Source organism: Bartonella sp. TS82HLJMH (assembly GCF_042193495.1).
Lineage (GTDB): Bacteria > Pseudomonadota > Alphaproteobacteria > Rhizobiales > Rhizobiaceae > Bartonella > Bartonella grahamii.
The window spans coordinates 69,488-90,395 of sequence record NZ_JBHILU010000007.1; the positions used below are offsets into that span (position 1 = coordinate 69,488).

The 20,908-nt window shown below is 36.0% G+C and carries 12 protein-coding genes; 4 read left to right on the top strand and 8 right to left on the bottom strand.

Annotated elements, in window-relative coordinates; genetic code table 11:
• Positions 1-132 precede the first annotated feature (132 nt).
• Positions 133-1,644 (bottom strand): Fe-S cluster assembly protein SufB, encoded by a 1,512-nt coding sequence (gene sufB / locus ACFIKO_RS04915; RefSeq protein WP_015856379.1) that lies wholly within the window; start codon positions 1,642-1,644, stop codon positions 133-135.
• 171 nt (positions 1,645-1,815) lie between these two features.
• Positions 1,816-2,961, bottom strand: coding sequence for a cysteine desulfurase family protein (locus ACFIKO_RS04920; protein ID WP_375673439.1), 1,146 nt, complete (start codon positions 2,959-2,961; stop codon positions 1,816-1,818).
• Positions 2,962-3,122: 161 nt separating this feature from the next.
• Between ACFIKO_RS04920 and ACFIKO_RS04925 the strand changes: the two genes are divergently transcribed.
• The 3 genes from ACFIKO_RS04925 (at position 3,123) to ACFIKO_RS04935 (ending at position 6,044) form a co-directional block, all read left to right on the top strand.
• On the top strand, positions 3,123-3,803 hold the full coding sequence (locus tag ACFIKO_RS04925; protein WP_375619794.1) for an alpha/beta hydrolase: 681 nt from the start codon (positions 3,123-3,125) through the stop codon (positions 3,801-3,803).
• Between the two features lie 315 nt (positions 3,804-4,118).
• Positions 4,119-5,372, top strand: a complete 1,254-nt coding sequence (gene tyrS / locus ACFIKO_RS04930) for a tyrosine--tRNA ligase (protein WP_375619793.1) — start codon at positions 4,119-4,121, stop codon at positions 5,370-5,372.
• A 186-nt stretch (positions 5,373-5,558) separates the two neighbouring features.
• Positions 5,559-6,044: a peroxiredoxin gene (locus ACFIKO_RS04935; RefSeq protein ID WP_375619792.1), complete on the top strand. Its 486-nt coding sequence runs from the start codon at positions 5,559-5,561 to the stop codon at positions 6,042-6,044.
• Positions 6,045-6,379: 335 nt separating this feature from the next.
• Here the strand turns inward: ACFIKO_RS04935 and prfB are convergent.
• The 3 genes from prfB to ACFIKO_RS04950 form a co-directional block, all read right to left on the bottom strand.
• Positions 6,380-7,508, bottom strand: a protein-coding gene (gene prfB / locus ACFIKO_RS04940; protein ID WP_375619791.1) for a peptide chain release factor 2 whose coding sequence is annotated in 2 segments (ribosomal slippage) — positions 6,380-7,438 and positions 7,440-7,508 — 1,128 coding nt in all. Because the reading frame shifts where the segments join, the coding sequence is not laid out codon by codon here.
• Positions 7,509-7,662: 154 nt separating this feature from the next.
• Positions 7,663-10,128: a penicillin-binding protein 1A gene (locus ACFIKO_RS04945; protein WP_375619790.1), complete on the bottom strand. Its 2,466-nt coding sequence runs from the start codon at positions 10,126-10,128 to the stop codon at positions 7,663-7,665.
• A 168-nt stretch (positions 10,129-10,296) separates the two neighbouring features.
• Positions 10,297-11,526: an N-acetylmuramoyl-L-alanine amidase gene (locus ACFIKO_RS04950; RefSeq protein ID WP_375673440.1), complete on the bottom strand. Its 1,230-nt coding sequence runs from the start codon at positions 11,524-11,526 to the stop codon at positions 10,297-10,299.
• Positions 11,527-12,111: 585 nt separating this feature from the next.
• Here ACFIKO_RS04950 and ACFIKO_RS04955 point away from each other — a divergent pair.
• Complete coding sequence (locus tag ACFIKO_RS04955) at positions 12,112-14,733, top strand: ribonuclease E/G (protein WP_375619788.1); 2,622 nt, start codon at positions 12,112-12,114, stop codon at positions 14,731-14,733.
• 89 nt (positions 14,734-14,822) lie between these two features.
• Here the strand turns inward: ACFIKO_RS04955 and ACFIKO_RS04960 are convergent, their stop codons facing one another.
• The 3 genes from ACFIKO_RS04960 to ACFIKO_RS04970 form a co-directional block, all read right to left on the bottom strand.
• Complete coding sequence (locus tag ACFIKO_RS04960; RefSeq protein WP_375619787.1) at positions 14,823-15,434, bottom strand: invasion associated locus B family protein; 612 nt, start codon at positions 15,432-15,434, stop codon at positions 14,823-14,825.
• 1,624 nt (positions 15,435-17,058) lie between these two features.
• Positions 17,059-20,559, bottom strand: coding sequence for a transcription-repair coupling factor (gene mfd, locus ACFIKO_RS04965; RefSeq protein ID WP_375673441.1), 3,501 nt, complete (start codon positions 20,557-20,559; stop codon positions 17,059-17,061).
• Positions 20,560-20,564: 5 nt separating this feature from the next.
• Positions 20,565-20,852: a succinate dehydrogenase assembly factor 2 gene (locus ACFIKO_RS04970; protein ID WP_375673442.1), complete on the bottom strand. Its 288-nt coding sequence runs from the start codon at positions 20,850-20,852 to the stop codon at positions 20,565-20,567.
• Between the last annotated feature and the right edge of the window lie 56 nt (positions 20,853-20,908).

The window sequence follows — 20,908 nt, forward strand, 5'->3', positions numbered from 1 at the left end:
CAGATACCAACACGTATTATTTTGCCTTAGCATCCATCTACTTTTGTAATTACCATAGAGGTCATTTTTAGCATTATTTGCTACTGTTACAGCCCTTTTACATCAAGTCTTCTATTTATCTAATTCAATAAATTATCCAACACTACCTTCAAGGCTGATACCAATAAGCTTTTGTGCTTCGACAGCAAATTCCATGGGAAGTTTTTGAATGACCTCTTTTACAAAACCATTTACAATTAATGCGATAGCTTCTTCTTCGGGAATTCCTCTCTGCATAACATAAAAAAGTTGGTCATCAGAAATTTTTGATGTTGTGGCTTCATGTTCAAACTGAGCTGTTGCATTTTTTGCTTCAATATAAGGGACTGTATGCGCACCACAATCATTTCCGATTAACAAACTATCACATTGCGTAAAATTACGCGCATTTTGTGCTTTTCGATGTGCTGTAACTTGTCCTCGATAAGTGTTATTTGAAAAACCTGCAGAAATGCCCTTGGAAATAATACGACTGGATGTATTTTTTCCCAAATGAATCATTTTTGTACCAGAATCAATTTGTTGATGACCGTTTGCAACAGCAATAGAATAAAATTCTCCACGCGCATTATCACCACGGAGTAAGCAGGATGGATATTTCCAAGTAATCGCAGAACCAGTCTCAACTTGTGTCCATGAGATTTTAGAGCTATCACCTCGACAATCTCCACGCTTCGTCACAAAATTATAAATACCGCCCTTTCCATCTTTATCGCCAGGATACCAGTTTTGTACTGTAGAATATTTAATCTCTGCATTTTTAAGGGCAATAAGTTCAACGACAGCCGCATGAAGTTGGTTTTCATCACGTTGGGGTGCTGTACACCCTTCAAGATAAGAAACATAGGAATCTTCAGCGGCGATAATCAATGTTCGTTCAAATTGGCCAGTGTTGCGTTCATTAATCCTAAAATAAGTTGAAAGCTCCATAGGACAACGAACCCCTTTGGGAATATAAACAAATGAACCATCTGTAAAGACAGCTGCATTTAAGGCCGCATAATAATTATCACTTATAGGTACAACTGTTCCTAAATATTCCTTAATAAGCTCAGAATGTTCAATAATCGCCTCTGAAATAGAACAAAAAATCACACCAGCACGTGCCAGCTCTTTTTTGAATGTTGTTACAACAGAAACAGAATCAAAGACTGCATCAACAGCCACCTGCCCCGATACAGACATACTGTCATCGAAAGTAGATGGATCAGACTGTTTTCTTACTCCTGCCAAAATCTCTTGTTCTTTAAGGGGAATGCCAAGTTTTTCGTACGTTGCTAATAACTCAGGATCCACTTCATCCAAAGATTTTGGTCCTGTATGATTTTTTGGAGCAGCATAATAATAAAGCTCCTGAAAATCAATTTTAGGATATTCAAGACGCGCCCAATGAGGCTCTTGCATTGTCAGCCAACGTCGGTAAGCTTTTAAGCGCCATGTTAGCATCCATTCAGGCTCATGTTTTTTAGCAGAAATAAATTTGATAATATCTTCATTTAAGCCTTTTGGAGCTTTATCTGTTTCAATATTGGTTTCAAAACCATATTTATATTGGTCAACATCTATTTCACGTACTTGGCGTATTGTTTCTTGTACTGCCGGCATAAATTTTCTCCATTTTTTGGCGTCAAAAACCGGTAACTAAAAGTCTTGTTTTTTTTACAAGATTAAAGTAAGAAAGTTATTTCCTAGGCTATAGGTAAAGTGCAAAAATTTCAATAAAACTTATCTTATTTTTAAAATAATTCTAATTTTATAACTTTCTTATGATAAATCTTACCCTTTTTTCTTGCTTATAATTTGAGAAAAAAACGATAGAAAATCATCAATATCCTCAGAAGTTGTGTCCCGCCCTAGCGAAATGCGAATGGCACCATTTGGAACATGATACCCCATTGCCTCCAACACTTTGCTTTGTTTTACTTTTCCTGAAGAACAAGCAGAGCCGGATGATATAGAAAATCCTTCTAAATCAAAAGCAATTTGCATCGTTTCAGCTTTTATATTTTTCACGGTAAAGTAAGTTGTATTTGGCAAACGTTGAACTCTTTTGCCAAAAATTTCAACATTTTTACTTATTTTTTGTAGTCCATCTTCTAATTTATTGCGTAAATATATTAACTGTTTTATTTCCTCCTGTGTGAAACAATCAGCTATTGCTGCCCCAAAAGCAGCAATAAGGGGCAATGCTTCTGTTCCTCCACGGAGACCTTTTTCTTGTCCCCCCCCAATAATAAGAGGGTGTGGCATGAGAAGATTGCCACATGAAACAAAAGCACCGATTCCTTTAGGACCACCAATTTTATGTGCAGACAGTATAAAAAAATCTCCTCCTAGCTGATTAATATCCACGAAATTTTTATCGACATATTGTGTCAAATCAACAATAAGAGTGCCTCCTAAATCCCGAACAATAGCGGCGATTTCTGTTAACGGTTGAATAACACCCGTTTCACTATTTGCAGCTTGAATAGCAACAAGAGGTAAACCTTTTGTTTTATCGTGAAGCGTTAAGAGTGCTATTAATTTATCTTGTTGTATGAGCCCATCTTGATCAACAGCAATGACGCTTATCAATTCTTTAGAAAAACGCCCTCCCTCTGCAACAGAGGGATGTTCCGTCGCTCCAAGGTAAAGATGAGAAAATTGAACTTTTGCATTCCCCATATTGTAAAAGGGTGTTAACAAAGTCATTGCTGATTCACTCGCACCAGAGGTAAATACCACGTGACCTGGATCTGTTTTAAGATTTTCAGCGATTTGTCGACGTGCCTTTTGCAACAAGGTTTTAGCCGCACGCCCTTCCTTATGAACCGATGATGGATTACCAAATATCTCTAAAGATTCCAGTAACGCCATCCGTGCCATTTTTTTGAGCGGTGTTGTTGCGTTATGATCAAAATATCGGCGTTTTATAATCATTTTACATCGCAATCATTAATCTTATGAATTGATTAAAAAAATAGCGCAATTTTCTTGAAAAGTTCACTAAAAAAAGAATATCTAATAATTATTTAAGAGATTCTATGGTAAAAGTCGACCAAGGTCAATGAGAGCCTTTTATTGCATTTAAGGAGCATTTTATGCCAGAAATTATTTTTAACGGTCCCGCGGGTCGGCTCGAAGGGCGTTATCAACCTTCACAACAAAAAAATGCACCCATTGCGATCATTTTGCATCCTCATCCCCAATTTGGTGGAACTATGAATCATAAAATTGTCTACGACCTCTTTTATATGTTCCAACAACGTGGCTTTACAACTTTACGTTTTAACTTTCGTGGTATTGGTCGTAGTCAGGGTGAATTTGATTATGGAATAGGAGAACTTTCAGATGCTGCTGCTGCTCTCGATTGGGTGCAAACACAACATCCAGACTCTAAAAATTGTTGGGTAGCAGGATATTCATTTGGAGCATGGATTGGTATGCAGCTTTTAATGCGCCGACCGGAAATTGAGGGATTTATCTCAGTTGCCCCTCAGCCTAATGTTTATGACTTTTCATTTCTTGCACCTTGTCCCTCCTCTGGACTTATCATTCATGGTGGTATCGATAAAGTTGCCCCCCCAAAAGATGTTCAAATACTTGTCGATAAATTGAAAACACAAAAAGGAATCATCATCACACAAGAAATATTAGAAGAAGCTAATCACTTTTTCAGTGGATGTCATGAAGAACTTATTGAACGATGTGCCCACTATTTGGATAACCATATCACCAATGAACTTCTCGCTCCTCCTCCTGAAATACTTTCACTAACTTAGGAAAACACGATAGATTTATAAAAAATCAGCAAAAGTTGTCTCTGATCATAACAAAGTAATTTTTTTAGTCTGTACTTAAAACTTTTCTAAATTTTATTTCAGGATAGAAATGAGAATAACAAAATGCCTTTTTTCTGTCACTGAGAAATCTCTTTTTTAGCGTAAAAAGGAAATAATACCTGTATTATTATCTTTATATTATCAATATGTCTCTTTCTCTTGTGATGTGTGCATCAGTTATGATAGATAACGCTCCATTATATAATCACCTATTATATGAAATGAATGCACTCTTAAAATTAGGAAATTGAATCTGTGTTTGCCTTTAAATCTGATTTTTTACACATTATGAGCGAACGTGGTTTTATCCACCAAATTTCAGATGAAAAAGGCTTAGATGATCTTTTTTTAAAAGAAACTGTAAGCGCTTATATTGGATTTGATCCAACAGCATCGAGTTTACATGCTGGAAGTCTTCTTCAGATTATGATGCTTTATTGGTTACAAAAAACGGGTCATCGCCCCATTGCTTTAATGGGCGGAGGGACCGGATTGATCGGTGATCCTTCCTTCAAAGATGAAGCGCGACGTCTTCTGGCACAAGATGATATTGCTGCAAATATTGATGGTATTAAAAAGGTATTTGCTAACTATTTGACATTCGGTGACCGAAAAACTGATGCTTGTATTGTGAATAATGCTGAATGGTTATGCAATTTAAACTACTTAGAATTTTTGCGTGATATAGGAAAACATTTTTCTGTCAACCGTATGTTGTCATTTGATTCTGTCAGACTCAGACTTGAGCGTGAGCACTCTTTGTCATTCTTAGAATTTAATTATATGATTCTGCAAGCTTATGACTTTGTTGAACTTTATAAACGTTATGGATTGCGTATGCAAATGGGGGGCTCTGATCAATGGGGCAACATTATTAACGGAATCGAATTAGGGCATCGTTTAGGAACACCACAATTATATGCGTTAACATCACCATTGCTGACCACCTCTTCCGGTGCCAAAATGGGTAAATCATTGAATGGGGCTGTATGGCTGAATGCGGATATGCTTTCACCTTATCAATTTTGGCAATATTGGCGCAATATAGAAGATGCTGATGTAACACGATTTCTAAAGCTCTATACTCCATTGCCAATGGATGAGATTCTTAAACTTTCTGTATTACAAGGGACAGAAATTAACGAAGCAAAAAAAATTCTTGCAACAGAAGTTACAGCAATGTTGCATGGACGTGCTCTTGCCAATACAGCAGCAGAGACTGCTCGCAAAACATTTGAAGAAAAAACTCTGGGAGAAAATCTTCCAACTGTTGAAATTAATGCCTCAGAATTAAAAAAAGGTGTTGGATTGCTCACTCTTTTAGTACGAGCAGGACTCGCTAAATCTAATAGTGAGGCACGCCGACACGTTCAAGGTGGAGGTGTACGTGTAAATGATCAAATTATTGAGGATGAAACACATCTTATTATTGAAGATGATGTCAGTGCAGAAGGAATCATTAAACTTTCTTTCGGTAAGAAAAAACATGTTGTGATGAAACCAGTATAATCTTTTGTTGTTTTGTTTATGTTGTTCACGCCGATTTTGTTCTTTCAATCCAATCGTTGTGATAGAGCGATTTTTGTTAGGAAAATAAACCTCTCTTCAAAACAATAATATTCTAGAGAGTTGAATAGTTCTTTTCTTCTGTGTACTCTGATATCCTATACTTGTTACACAAGAAAGATGAAAATAATGACAAGACCAATGAAGGGGGCTCTTGCTCCTGATTTTAATTTGCCTCGCGATGGAGGAGAGACAGTATGTCTTTCTGACTTTAAAGGAAAACCTGTTGTTTTATATTTTTATCCAAAAGATGACACCAGCGGTTGCACAAACGAAGCACTTGATTTCACAAAATTAAAGATGAAATTTGATGAAATCGGTGTTGCTGTTATTGGAATCTCTCCAGATAATGTAAAAAAACATGATAAATTTAAAGTAAAATATGAGCTTGATGTCATCTTGGTTTCTGATGAAGAAAAAACGACCCTCGAAGCTTACGGTGTTTGGGTTGAGAAAAGCATGTATGGACGCAAATATATGGGGGTTGAACGGAGCACTTTTTTAATCGATGCAAATGGAATAATAGCAGAAGAATGGCGCAAAGTAAGCGTATCTGGGCATGCTGAAAATGTTCTAGCTACTGCAACACTTTTACATCATAACCATAACTTGTAAATTGAGTATTTGATTTACTTTAAAAAGCAAAAGCCATCCTCTGAATTAATTTTAGTTTTTCAACGGATTCAATTTTTACAATATATTGTGATTTATAAGGATAGTGAATTGTTTTATATTTATATTAGTACTCCAAATATCAAAAATTTTTCTTATTTCAGCTTCCTATCACTTGCAATATCATAAGCAGGATTGGTGTGTGAAAAAAATTGAAAAAAGAAACAAGAAAACCCCTCTTTGAACCTTTAAAGTATCGAGAGCTATCGTAATACCATAACATCAATAAAACGAACAACTTAAAAAAAATCTACATGGCTTGAAGGAAGGATATATAATTAACGAATATCCTCAATTTCTTTGTCTTGTCCATAAATGCGCCGTGCGAGCGCTGCCTCTATAAATGCATCTAAATTACCATTCAGTACGGATTGTGGATCCGTATTTTCAATCCCTGTACGCAAATCTTTGACAAGCTGATAGGGTTGAAGAACATAAGATCTAATTTGATGTCCCCATCCGATTTCTGTTTTAGAAGATTCAGCAGCATTGGTTTCTTCTTCTCTTTTTTTAAGCTCTTCTTCATAAAGCCGTGCACGCAACATCGACCAAGCCGTAGCGCGATTTTTGTGTTGAGAACGCTCTGTTTGACATTGAACAACAATACCCGTTTTTATATGTGTGATGCGAACAGCGGAATCTGTCGTGTTAACATGTTGTCCTCCTGCTCCCGATGCACGATATGTATCAATACGCACATCTGCCTCTGAAACATCAACTTCAATATTGTCATCAATAACTGGATAAACCCAAATGCTTGCAAAAGAGGTATGGCGCTTTGCATTCGAATCAAATGGAGAAATCCGCACCAAGCGATGAACGCCTGATTCTGTTTTTAACATTCCATAAGCATTATGCCCTTTTACAAGAATAGTCGCTGACTTTATTCCTGCTTCTTCTCCATCATGAATTTCTAAAATTTCAACCCTCATTTCATGCTGTTCAGCCCAGCGCATATACATACGTAAGAGCATAGAAGCCCAATCTTGGCTTTCTGTTCCCCCTGCTCCAGCATGAACTTCTAAATAGGTATCATTCGGATCGGCTTCTCCTGAAAGAAGCACATCAATTTGCCTTTTATCTATCTCATTTTTAAGATTACGTATTGAATTTTCTGCATCAGCTATAATTTCAACATCACTTTCTTCTTCACCCATTGTAATAAGCTCAATGCATTCTTCAAGTGTTTTTGTAAATGATAAAAGACCATTGATTGAATCATCAAGACGTTGACGCTCACGCATCATATCCTGTGCTCGTTGTGCATCATCCCATAATGACGGATCTTCCGCTTTTTGATTAAGATATTCGAGGCGCTTTAGTGATTGATCCCAGTCAAAGATGCCCCCTTAGCAATTGAATTGCTTTCTGGATTTCATCAACTAATGTTTCTATTTCTGCTCGCATAATTTAACACCGTATTTTTTAATACTCTTTCTGGTTATGTCTCTAGAATTTTACACAAACTCGATAGCTGCTGTGAGGAAATAGCATGGACTTATCGGATCGACACTGTAAAAAATAAAAACCATAGACTCATGGCGAAAGGAGACTTTGTTGATTAATACAGCCCACCTGTCCCACTTTCAAGGGCTTTATTGACTTGTGGAGAAGTAGTTACTGCAGGAACACCTTCTTGAAAAGAATTTGTACTCCCAATAACTTGATATATATCAGCAGGGCCAGTTCCTGGTTTAAATGCTTCTATAATGACATCTTGATCTCCTCTTTCCGCAAGCATTCCTGTTTTCCGATTAATTGGCATTAAAATCATACCCTTTGGCATCTTAAAGGGAACATCTGGCTTCCCTTTAAGAGCATTTGCCATAAACTCACCAAAGATAGGTGCAGCTAATGAACTTCCGGTTCCATTATATCCTAACGGAGCAGGTTGATCGTAGCCAATAAAAATACCAACGACAATGTCAGGAGTAAATCCCATAAACCAGACATCTTTAGAGTCATTGGTTGTCCCTGTCTTAGCGGCAATATGTCGATTAAGATAACGTAAACGTGCTGCAGTACCACGCTGAACAACCCCTTCCATCATGGATGTAATCTGATAAGCTGTCATAGGATCAAGAACTTGATCTCGCTCATCAATCAATGTGGGTTCACGTTGATTATTCCATGAATGCGTATTACAATTTTCACAAATACGATCATCATGACGATAAATTGTCTTTCCATAACGATCTTGAATTCTGTCTATCAGAGAAGGTTTAATAGAGCGTCCCCCATTGGCAATAACTGAATAAGCTGTAACCATTCGTAATACTGTTGTTTCACCAGCCCCTAAAGCCATGGGAAGGTAAGGCTGCAATTTATCCACTACGCCAAAGCGTTCTGCATATTCAGCGACAAGAGGCATTCCCATATCATTGGCAAGCCGTATTGTCATAAGATTACGAGAACGCTCAATCCCATAACGCAACGTTGAAGGTCCTGCAAAGGTACCACCATAATTTTTTGGTTGCCAAACTTCACCATTATATTGACGAACTTCAATGGGGCCATCTAAAACAACGGATGCTGGTGTATACCCGTTATCAAGAGCTGCTGCATAAACAAAAGGCTTAAAAGCAGACCCCGGTTGGCGATAAGCTTGGGTTGCACGATTGAATTCAGATGCAGCAAAAGAAAATCCTCCCACCATAGCAAGAACACGCCCTGTATGAGGTTCCATAGCAACAATTGCACCTTCAACCTTTGGAATTTGTTGTAAACGATAAATGTTGTTTGTATTAGATAGTTTTTCAACAAAAATGACATCCCCAACTTGCAGAACATGAGATAAGTTCTGAACAGTTTTTCGATAACCATTTTCTTTTACAACATGGAGTGCCCATTTTGAATCAGATTCAGATAAAACAGCAATTTCCCGTTTTTTTGATAATATACCTGAAGCTTCGCGCTGTGGCTGTAAACCAATCTCTACTTTATTGGTATTAGTAGAAAGAACAACAGCTAAACGCCATTCAGGAACATCACTTAGCCCTGTGATATTTGCAAGCTCTATCCCCCAATCACCCCTCTCATCGATATGCGCATAAGCTCCACGCCATCCTTGCGAATGATCAAATCTAATTAACCCAGCGTGCAAAGCACGTCGCGCAATAAGTTGTAAATGCGGATCAAGCGTTGTACGAATGGAAAGCCCACCTTCATAAAGTGTTTTAGCCCCATAGCGATGTATTAAACGACGTCGCACTTCTTCAGTAAAATAATCAGCCGCAAAAACATAGCTATCACTCCCACGTATTGTCGCTCCTAAAGGTTTAGCTTTCGCTTTTTCACCTTGTTCATGCGTTACATATCCATTTGCAATCATCCGATCTATAACCCAATTGCGCCGATCAATAGCACGCTGTGTATTCTTAAATGGATCATAATTTGCTGGTCCTTTTGGAAGAGCAGCCAAATAAGCACATTGTTCTAGAGTCAAATCATTGACGGATTTATTAAAATAGGTCAAAGAAGCAGCTGCTATACCATAAGTGCCACGACCCAGATAAATTTCATTGAGATAAAGTTCGAGAATATGATCTTTTGAATAAGTTTTCTCAATACGCATTGCTAAAATAGCTTCCTTAAATTTACGCTCTAACGTTGTTTCTGAACTTAAAAGGAAGTTTTTAGCGACTTGTTGCGTTATAGTTGATGCACCCTCTGGACGCCTTCCAGAACCAATATTACGAATATTATTGATCAAAGCTCGAGAAAGCCCTTCGGGATCTAAACCAAAATGATGATAAAAGTTTTTGTCTTCAGCCGAAATAAAAGCATTTATAACAAGCTTTGGTATTGATTGAATCGGTAAATAGAGGCGATGTTTTGTTGCAAACTCTGCCATAAGGCGGCCATCAGAAGCATGAACGCGGGTCATTACCGGCGGCTCATAAAGTGAAAGAACTTCATAATCAGGGAGTGCATTTGCTTGACCACTGGTCATAACACCCCACGTTATTGCTCCACAAAGTCCAATAGCAACAAAAAAACGAAGAAGATATCTTAAAAAAATAATCATAAAAACGGCTATCGCTTTCTTAAGAATTAATCAAAGAAAAAATACGTTATTTCAAACACACCGAGCGGATATCACCACAAGATTGAGATTAAGAGAATTTATTTTCTATTTTTTATTTATACTAGGGTATACTAGAAACCCATATTAATACTCTATTTTCCCACAAATTTAAAGAGGCTGTATCATTTTCTGCCTATAATGAGCAAATTGACGAATAGAATGAGCAATAGAGGCTGCCATTTGTTTTCTCCAATGAGGATCATTTAATAACTTTTCATCCTCTTTATTGGATAAATAACCTATTTCTATCAAGACGGAGGGTATATCTGAAGCTCTTAAAACTTGAAAATTAGCATACCGATGTGGGTTATTAATCAAGTTAATATGATTCTTTGATAAACTTGAAATTACACTATTTGCAAAATTCACCGAAAATGTATGTGTTTCACGTCGTGTAAGATCCATCAAAATATCTGTAACTTCGAGCGTTTCATCTGCAGGCAAACCGTCCAGCAAATCAACTTTATTTTCATTTTCAGCTAAAGATTTTGCAATGGCATCAGAGGCTTTATCTGATATGGTATACACTGTGGCACCGCGAAGAGAATGTAGATCAATCGTATCTGCGTGAATAGATATAAAAAGATCAGCATCGAACTCTTGCGCTTTTTTAACTCTTTCACTTAGTCTTAAAAAAATATTGGAATCTCGCGTTAAAGCAACTGTAATATGAGAATCCTTTTGTAATTCGTCTCGCAATGCACGCGCAAAGTCTAAAGTTACATCTTTTTCTAAAACTCCAGTAACACCCCGCGCACCGCCATCAATACCACCATGACCAGGATCAAGAACAACACGGAAATTATATGCTGGCATTAACTGCGTTTTTGTATCAAAATTGGTCCTTTGCTGTTTTTTTAATATCTCATCAAATTTTTCTGGTGTACTTTTACGAATATCAATCAGCAACTGCCATAAACCATTATTTAATTTTTTTACGACATTTTTTTCAATTACAAAAGCCGTTTTACTTGTCAAAATAATGCGTGAAGTCTGTATGTCAGAAAAAGCATAACGCACATCTGAAAGCATAACGGATAATGTATTCTGTTTCTTTAAAGGCGTATTTTGCATTGAAAAGTCAAGTGTAGGTAAATTGATAACCAACCGTGTTGGCCTGTCCAAAATCTGTAAACGAATATTTGGTTTTGAATTGAAAACCGCAATAATACGCGTATGAACACTATCACCAATGGTTCGAAAATTAATAAGTCTCAGAGGATCTGCGGCTTGAACACTGGTTTGGAATAGCAAAAAAAATAATAAAAAGTATGTGATGAGCGCAATAATATCCCCATAAGCTATTTTCAGCTTTTTGGTAAAGAAAACTCTTATCATAAGCAAAATACTCTACATTACATTTGTAATAATTTATCTTGGTTACATAAAAACGATACACCAACTTATTCTCTATTTTTCAATAAAATCTAAATAAACACCCAAAAACGAAATTAAGGTCATAAATATTATCATTGTACATGATTTACATTGTTACTTGCCAAACGCATGATATCAACATAAAAGAATATTTATGCTTCCTAGCTGATAATAGTCATCTAAATTATCTGTAACTCATATTAAGTTGTCTTTAGAGGTTTTTTGCCTATTATGCGTTGAGACTTTTTTATGGATGAAAAATTTCTATGTTATAACATTAGGATTGCATTACTTAAGATTCGTTGGTTCGGATGTCCGAACTGTTTTAAAGATTATTTTACCGGAGACTTTTAAGAAATATGAGTCATAAAAAACAGATGGAGATAATGATGAGAAATGGTGTAAATGCAGTCATGCCTCTGCACGTGGTGTTCCGTCCTGTTTTTCTGGTACCTCCCTTTTATGGCAGACAGCCTTTTATATTTACGAATAGTTATAGCGTTCGTTTGAATAAAATTGTGCATGTCGCCTTCAGGATATTAACTTATGTCAAACAAAATGCTTATAGATGCCTCCCATCCGGAGGAAACACGTGTTGTTGTTGTGCACGGCAACAAAATTGAAGAACTTGATTTTGAATCAGAACATAGAAAACAGCTCAAGGGGAATATTTATCTCGCACGTATTACGCGTGTAGAACCATCTCTCCAAGCAGCTTTTGTTGAATATGGTGGAAACCGACATGGTTTTTTAGCATTTTCTGAAATTCACCCTGATTATTATCAAATTCCTATTGCTGATCGCCTTGCTCTTCTTGAAGAAGAGGAAAAAGCAGCTGTAGGAGAAAATTCTGTAGATGCCTTTACGGAAGAAGCAACTAAAAATAAAAAACGCTCCAGGAGAACAAAAAAAGATGGAAAAAACAATGTCATAGCAGCCGATATTGAAAATGATATCACATCTGAAGCGACAATAATTGATAATACAGAAAATGCCGATATCTCTTATGATGAGATCGAAATGGTCGGTGCTGAGGACATTCGTGAAGAACTCCCAATTTATCAAAGAAAACAAGGGCGCCAGTATAAAATTCAAGAAGTCATTAAACGGCGTCAAATTTTGTTGGTACAAGTCATCAAAGAAGAGCGTGGTAATAAAGGTGCTGCCCTTACAACATATCTATCTTTAGCAGGTCGTTATTCTGTTCTAATGCCCAACACAGCACGTGGTGGTGGTATTTCACGAAAAATTACGAACGTACAAGACCGTAAGCGTCTTAAAGAAATCGTAAAAGAATTAGCAGTTCCAAAAGGTATGGGCGTTATCTTACGAACCGCTGGTGCCAATAGAACAAAAGCTGAAATTAAACGTGATTATGAATATCTTATGCGGTTATGGGATACTATTCGCACTTTGACACTTGAGTCAACGGCGCCATGCCTTGTCCATGAAGAAAGTAATCTCATCAAACGTTCTATACGAGATCTTTACAATAAGAACATTAGTGAGATTCTTGTCTCTGGAGACCAAGGATATCGTGAAGCGAAAGACTTTATGCGTATGCTCATGCCAAGTCATGCAAAAGTTGTGCAACCTTACCGTGATCCTACACCCATTTTTGCAAGAAATAATATTGAAATTCAACTTGATAAAATGTTGCAACCACAGGTTTCTTTAAAATCTGGTGGTTATCTAGTTATTAACCAAACAGAAGCACTTGTTGCTATTGACGTAAATTCTGGCCGCTCTACAAAAGAATTCTCTGTCGAAAAGACAGCTTTACAAACTAACCTTGAAGCTGCCGAAGAAGTAGCGCGTCAATTACGCTTGCGTGACCTTGCTGGTTTAATTGTGATTGATTTTATTGATATGCTTGAAGAACGCAATGTGAAGCTAGTCGAAAAAAAATTAAAAGATTGTTTAAAAAATGATCGTGCTCGTATTCAAGTAGGTCATATTTCACACTTCGGCCTTTTAGAAATGAGTCGTCAACGTATTCGCATATCGGTTTTAGAAAGTACAACACAGCCCTGCCCACATTGCGCAGGAACAGGAAATATACGTTCTGAATCATCAATTGCGTTACATGTCATGCGCTCAATTGAAGAATATCTTCTTCATAATTCGCAATATAATATTATCGTGCGCACACCCGTAGCAACAGCGCTTTATGTATTAAATCATAAACGCAACATTCTTGTTAATTTAGAAGCTCGCTTTAAGCTTAATATTAGTATTGAAGCAGATGATAGTATTGGTACGCAACATCTTGTTATTTCTAAAGGCTCAATAGCAGAGAGTATTTCTCGATCTTCATTGGAAGATGCTAATAAGCAAGAAATTGAAGATTCTATTTTCATAAAAAGTGAATCTATTGAAAATCCTTCTCCCATTGAAACAAACCAAAAGCGTCGGCGGAAAAATCGTCACGGTGAAATTACTGATCATTCTCTCTCCAATGTTCATAAAAAAGAAGATACCTTGAATGATGATTCTTATCGTCGAGGACGTCGTCGAGGACGTCGTGGTGGTCGACGCAATCAAGATAATAGTTTTCATCAGATTCGCGTTCCTTACGCAGAACCAGTGGGAGATTTTGCTAAGCAGGCTTTAGCAGAAATTAAAGCAGCACATCGCAAACATCGTGTTTCACCCGCTAAGTCTTTTGAACTTGAAGAAACAAAAAATAATACACAGGCTCTAGATATACAACAACAGGGTGAATCTGAAAAAATTGATACAAGTATTAAACCTAAAAAACGTAAAACACGTTCTTCAAAAGTAGTAGAAAATCAACTTTTTTTAGAGAATGATCAAAATGTCGTAGAACAAAAATCTCTTGAAGAAAAACCTAAAACTAATTCGGTACGTAAGGCTAAAACAAAAAAAGCAGACAAATCTATTCATAAAGTAGAAGATAAAACTCTTGAAAATAGTAAAAAATCAACACGTGCAACACGTAAAAAATTATCTTCTAAAGAGACAACGCAAATACAAAAAATATTAGAGAAAGAAACTATAATCGAGATGGAGGAAGTTGTCGAAACCTCTCCTTCCCAAATTGAAGAAACAATTAATCAACCCGTTGTTGTTTCATCAACGCCTAATGATTCTTCCAAAACTGAACGTATTGGTTGGTGGAAACGCAGAATTCTTTCGAAAAATTAAAGATTAAAAAAAAAACGCCACAGAAAACTGTGGCGGTTTAAATAAACAATTATAGAAGACGTTTCAACCAATTCTATGGTGTAGGTCTATCACTTTTGTTTTGCTTTTTCTTGTTCAGCCCGCATACGCTCTTCAATTTCTTTTTGCTTTGATTGAATGGCTTGCTGCATCTTTATTTGTTCTTGTTGAAAATCTTTTTCCTCCATACCAGGACCGGTATAGGCTGCTGTAAACCCATTAAGAGAAAATTCAATAGGATTAGCTGAACCACGGAAATTAACTGTGGTTACAACCATTTTTTTACCACTTTTCATAGCTGCTATAAGCTTATCATCTAAGACATCATTGGCAATACAACTTGGTCCATTACAAATAATATAAGGAATTTTTTTAGAGAAATCGTCACCAATTTTAATGTGAACACCTTCTGGCAAAAAACGACCTGTAGGTACTTGAATACCTATACGTTTTTCATTTTGCTTCCCTTTTATTTCAACAAGATTAAAAGCCGTTAAAGGTTGTCCCGTATTCGATAATACAGTATTCATTGTATTACAAATATCAACATCATGCTGTTTACTACAAACTTTGTACCAACCTTGTGATAAAGTTTGTGCATTTGCAGAAATACCAGCTATAAGAAAAAGGGCAGCCGCTCCAACTAATACTGAAACAGCAGAATAAACATTTTTATGCGACATGATTAAGTTAATCCTTTCAACGCGCTCTTAAGTAACTTCAAAAAAATATTAAATATAGTTCCAACTTAAATTTATTAAATTATAATGAAATAATACTTAATTTTACTATTTTTACTTCAATATAAAAAAAAAAGTCAAATTTAGAGAAAAAAATACGACGAGCCATTCTAATTTTTATACACCCATATAATTCCCCTCTTCATCACATTGGTGTTTGATGCAATCTATCCATAAAACACCTCGTGCATTTGAGCTAAGATTACACAAACGAATCAATATTGCAATATTAATTAAAATAAACTCCTATACTACTCTAAAAATCTTACTAATTAAACTTTTTACATTTATTACTCTTCATTTAAGTTTGTGGAACCTTAGCAACAGGATTGCAATGCATGAAATTCCAAAATATCAGATAAATTTTACTGTTTTCCTTATGTGCCTCGTGTGGTACACAAAAACAAAATCATTTACGGTATTATTGAAACATTTGATGAATTAAAACCAATGATTGTCTAAAATTTCTGCATAATTGTAAGAAATTTTTTTGCTAATGGACAATTTTTTGCCCTTATATACAAAACAATGGCGATACATTTTTGTAATAAAGTTTTATATTCTATAGCTTTTAACTAAAAAGTTTAGTTTAAAAATACGCTACTAAAGAAGTGCTTTTTTATTAATTAAACAACATATTTTCTTAGAGAAAAAATTTATAACTGTTGAAAATATTTTATTTATAATAATAACTTATCTTTTGCATCATCAAATTTTTGTTTTTCATAGCTATTAAGAGCCTTCTGTTAGCAATTCTTTTATATTGTTATAAACTGGAGATTATCAAATTAATTGCGTCTTTTGCTCAACAAAAATCTTTATCTTTCCAATCAAAATCTTTGTGCAAAATAGCACCTATATCACTCTGCAATATGTCCGTTAAAATTTTGCAACTAATAACAAATATGAGAATAATTTTTCATTTATTAAATAATTCAGCTTTTCCTCGTATTCTCCTACTTCGTACTCTCTCGCTATATGTACCCTAGAGATAAATTTTTATTTTTTTCAAATAGATCCTGTAATTTCGAACCAAAATTATAATATTCATCCTTCAGATTTTCAGTTCTTTTAAAAACTTATTCCGTTCCTGCAAACACTGATAGTATTCTGCTTTAGAAATATTTTTTTCAAAAATATCTAAATGATAAATACTTATCTTCAATAAATTGTATGCTATCTTTAGTATTCTTTCTTTTGTTTTTTTTAATGTTGGTATTGTTCCTTAGAAGATAAATGAGCATGAGCATTTTTTATGCCATATATTACAGGGAATAAAAAACCATCGTTAGCAACTTTTGTAATGAAGAAGGCAGGTTATCTTGGCCTAAATTTTTGCTTTTTAGAGAAGATACTTATATGCACGTTCTATTTATTGCGGTTACACCGTCTAAGCTATTTTCTTCATTATATCAATATGTCTTATGATAAAGAACGCAAAATGAATATGTAAGAAGTTCTTTTATTATAAACTTAAATTTTATTCTTATAAAAAATTAATAACTATTTGTTTTTATATAATAATTTTATAAAAATGAGTAACAATTCTGAAACAACAAAGAAGTTTTTAACCAGAATGTTGTTCTGCCATTTCGACAAGCTGTGTCATAATATTCGCTGCTCCAACAAGCCTTTCATCCGCTGTGGACCAATCACGAATAAGAGCGATACTTTGATCTGGTCGAATTTTTGCCATCGAACCTTGTTTTCCAACCCACTGAACAAGAGCAACACTATTTGCAAAATAATTATTGCGAAACTGTATAACAATCCCCTTTGGTCCAGTATCCAATTTTTCTACATGCGCTTTTCGACACAATGTTTTGATATAAAAGACTTTAAGAAGGTGTTGAACTTCAAGTGGTAAAGGACCAAAGCGATCAATTAACTCCGCTGCAAATTCATCAATTTGTTCTAAATCATCAAGTTCTGTTAAACGACGATAAAGCCCCATACGTAATGGCAAGTCAGGCACGAAACTTTCTGGTATCATCACTGTTGTACCAAGTGAAATTTGAGGAGACCATTGCTTATCTTCATTTAGTTCTCCATCCTTTAATTCAGCAACAGCTTCTTCAAGCATTTTTTGATAGAGTTCAAATCCAACTTCTTTAATATGCCCCGATTGCTCTTCACCTAAAAAATTGCCTGAACCGCGGATATCCATATCATGGCTTGCCAATTGAAAACCGGCCCCCAAGGTGTCAAGAGATTGTAAAACTTTAAGACGGCGATCAGCAGCAGCTGTTAAAACTTTACCAGCAGGAAATGTAAAAAGTGCATAAGCACGTTGTTTTGAACGCCCTACCCTCCCTCGTAACTGATAGAGTGCAGAAAGACCAAACATCTCAGCGCGATGCACAATTAGGGTATTGGCTGTTGGAATATCAAGACCAGATTCAATAATGGTTGTCGATATCAAAACATCATATTGCCCATCATAAAATGCATTCATGATATCATCAAGTTGTCCAGCCGGCATTTGTCCATGAGCCACAACGAATTTCAGTTCTGGTACATGTGTTTTGAGATATTCTTCTACAAAAGCCAGATCAGAAATACGAGGACAAACATAGAAACTTTGTCCGCCACGATAATATTCTCGAAGCAGAGTCTCTCGTATAACAAGAGCATCAAAGGGTGAAATAAAAGTACGAACTGCCATTCTATCAATAGGGGGCGTTGTTATCAATGAAAGTTCACGTACACCCGATAATGCTAACCCTAAAGTGCGAGGTATAGGAGTCGCTGAAAGTGTGAGAACATGAATATCACTTTTAAGCTCTTTTAAACGCTCTTTGTGTTTGACACCAAAATGCTGCTCCTCATCAATGATGAGAAGGCCTAACCGTAAAAAATGAACTGCACCACTTAATAACGCATGGGTTCCAATGACAATATCGATTGTACCATCTGAAATACCTTTTTTTACTTGTGCAAGTTCTTTCGCTTTTACAAGCCTTGAAGCATGTCCAATTTTAACTGGTAATCCTTGAAAACGCGAAATAAATGTCTTGTAATGTTGACGTGAAAGCAAAGTTGTCGGTACAACAACAGCAACCTGATATCCATTTAATGCTGCGACAAAAGCACTTCGAATGGCTACTTCGGTTTTTCCAAAACCAACATCACCGCATATCAAGCGATCCATAGGCTTTCCTGAGGCTAAATCGTCTAAAACAGCATCAATTGCATTCATTTGATCTTCCGTTTCTTCATAAGGAAAACAAGCAACAAACTCATCAAATGATCCAACTGGTGGAAGTAAAGCAGGCGCAGCACGAGTCATACGCTCTGCAGCTATACGAATTAATTGCCCTGCCATTTCTAATAAATGTTTTTTAAGCCGAGCTTTACGTGCTTGCCAAGCAACACCTCCTAATTTATCTAAAGTTACCTCTGTTCCTTCTGAGCCATAACGTGAGAGAAGCTCAATATTTTCAACAGGTAAAAAGAGTAAATCACCTCCAGCATATCTAATTTCAAGGCAATCTCGTAAAATTCCAGTAGTTTTGATGGTTTTAAGACCAACAAATTGACCAATACCGTGGTCGATATGCACAATAATATCACCAGAATTTAAAGCAGAAATTTCAGAAATAAAATTTGTATTATTTTTACACCGCTTTGGCGATCTTATAAAACGATCGCCAAGGATATCTTGCTCTGCTATAATAGCTAAATCTTCAGCCTCAAAACCATGTTCTATCATGATAACAGCTGCTAATATGTGATCTCGTGGTGTTGCTTTGACAGTTTGCAAGGATTTTGCAACATCTATTTTTTTCAATCCATGCTCATCAAGAACTTGTAGCAAACGATTGAGAGATCCTTCACTCCAACACGCTAAAAGCACTTTTTTACCAGCAGTGCGTAAAGATGCAATATGATCAATAACACTTGAAAAAACATTTTTTTCCTGCGCATTACGCTCTTTTACAAAATCATATCCCTGTTTAACATTGGTGTGAATAACAGTTTGTTCCAAACTTTGTGGAATATTAAAAGGTGAAAAATCAATACGCTGTGAAGATTGTTGTACACCTTCCAAAACACGCTCTGGCGTTAAGTAAAAAAGACTAGGATTTATTGGATGATAAGAAGTAGAATTTTTTACATCCTTTTCGCGCTCTTTGCGCGCGTTATAATAGTCTTCAATAAGACGATAGCGCTCAATGAAGACTTCTTCTATGAGATGCTCAAAAACTATCGGTAAGTTGCCACAATGGTCAAAAAAACTATCAAGGTTTTCATAAAAAAATGGAAGCCAATGTTCCATACCGACAAAACGCCGACCTTGAGCAATTGCTTCATAAAGCATGTTATTTTTTTGTGATACACCAAATGTATGGGTATAATTGCTCTTAAAACGGCTTATGCATTCTGGTGTGAGAACAACCTCACTCATTGCCTGTAATAAAAGTTCAGTTTTTTGGCCTGTTGTCCTTTGACTTTCTGGATCAAATATGCGGATACTTTCTAGGGTATCTCCAAAAAAATCAAGACGTAAAGGTTCAACATCCATCGGAGAAAAGATATCAAGTATTCCTCCTCTTACAGCAAACTCACCAACATCACGGACAACCGTAACGCGTTCAAAACCATTGGTTTCTAGAAACCGAATAAGATTTCCCATGTTATTGCGCTGTCCAACACGTGCGTGAATAAGCTGAGCTTCTATCATTTCACGAGGAGGTAACTTTTGCATAATCGCATTTGCTGTTGTTAATATAATTGCAGAATGTGGATCTTTACGTAAATTTGCTATATGTGCCAATGCTGATAGTCGACGTGCCATAACAGCAATTCCTGGTGACACACGATCATAAGGCAAACAATCCCATGCAGGAAATTGAAGTATGGGTAAATTTGGCTCAATAAAATTTAAAACTTGTTGTAAATGAACAATTTTTGTTCCGTCGCGGACAACATAGATGAGCGGTTTACCTTGTGCAATTTCTGAACTTAATTTAGCAAGCGCAAAGGCTTCAAATCCATCAGTAACTCCATCAAAAATCATACGAACAGAATTATTTTTGGGAATAACAATTTTTTTAAATATAGGCATCGGAATTAATAATTTAAACAAGTACGATAATTGGCAATATCACGGAAAAGTGGACTATCAACTTCAGAGGGTGGCGAAACTTCTCCCGTAATCCATGTGAGTAAATCGCGATCATCAAAAGACATAATATACTCAAGTTCAGAGAGCGTTCTATCATTCATTCCAGTAATATGAGCATCGACATAATATCCAAAAATGAGATCCATTTCACGAATACCGCGATGCCATGCACGAAAAATCAATCGACGACGACGTACATCTAATTGATTTTTGTCAACGACAAAAACTGTCATAAAAAAGTCTCCTTGAATAAAGTAATATAAACTATTCAATTAGTCGTATAAAATTT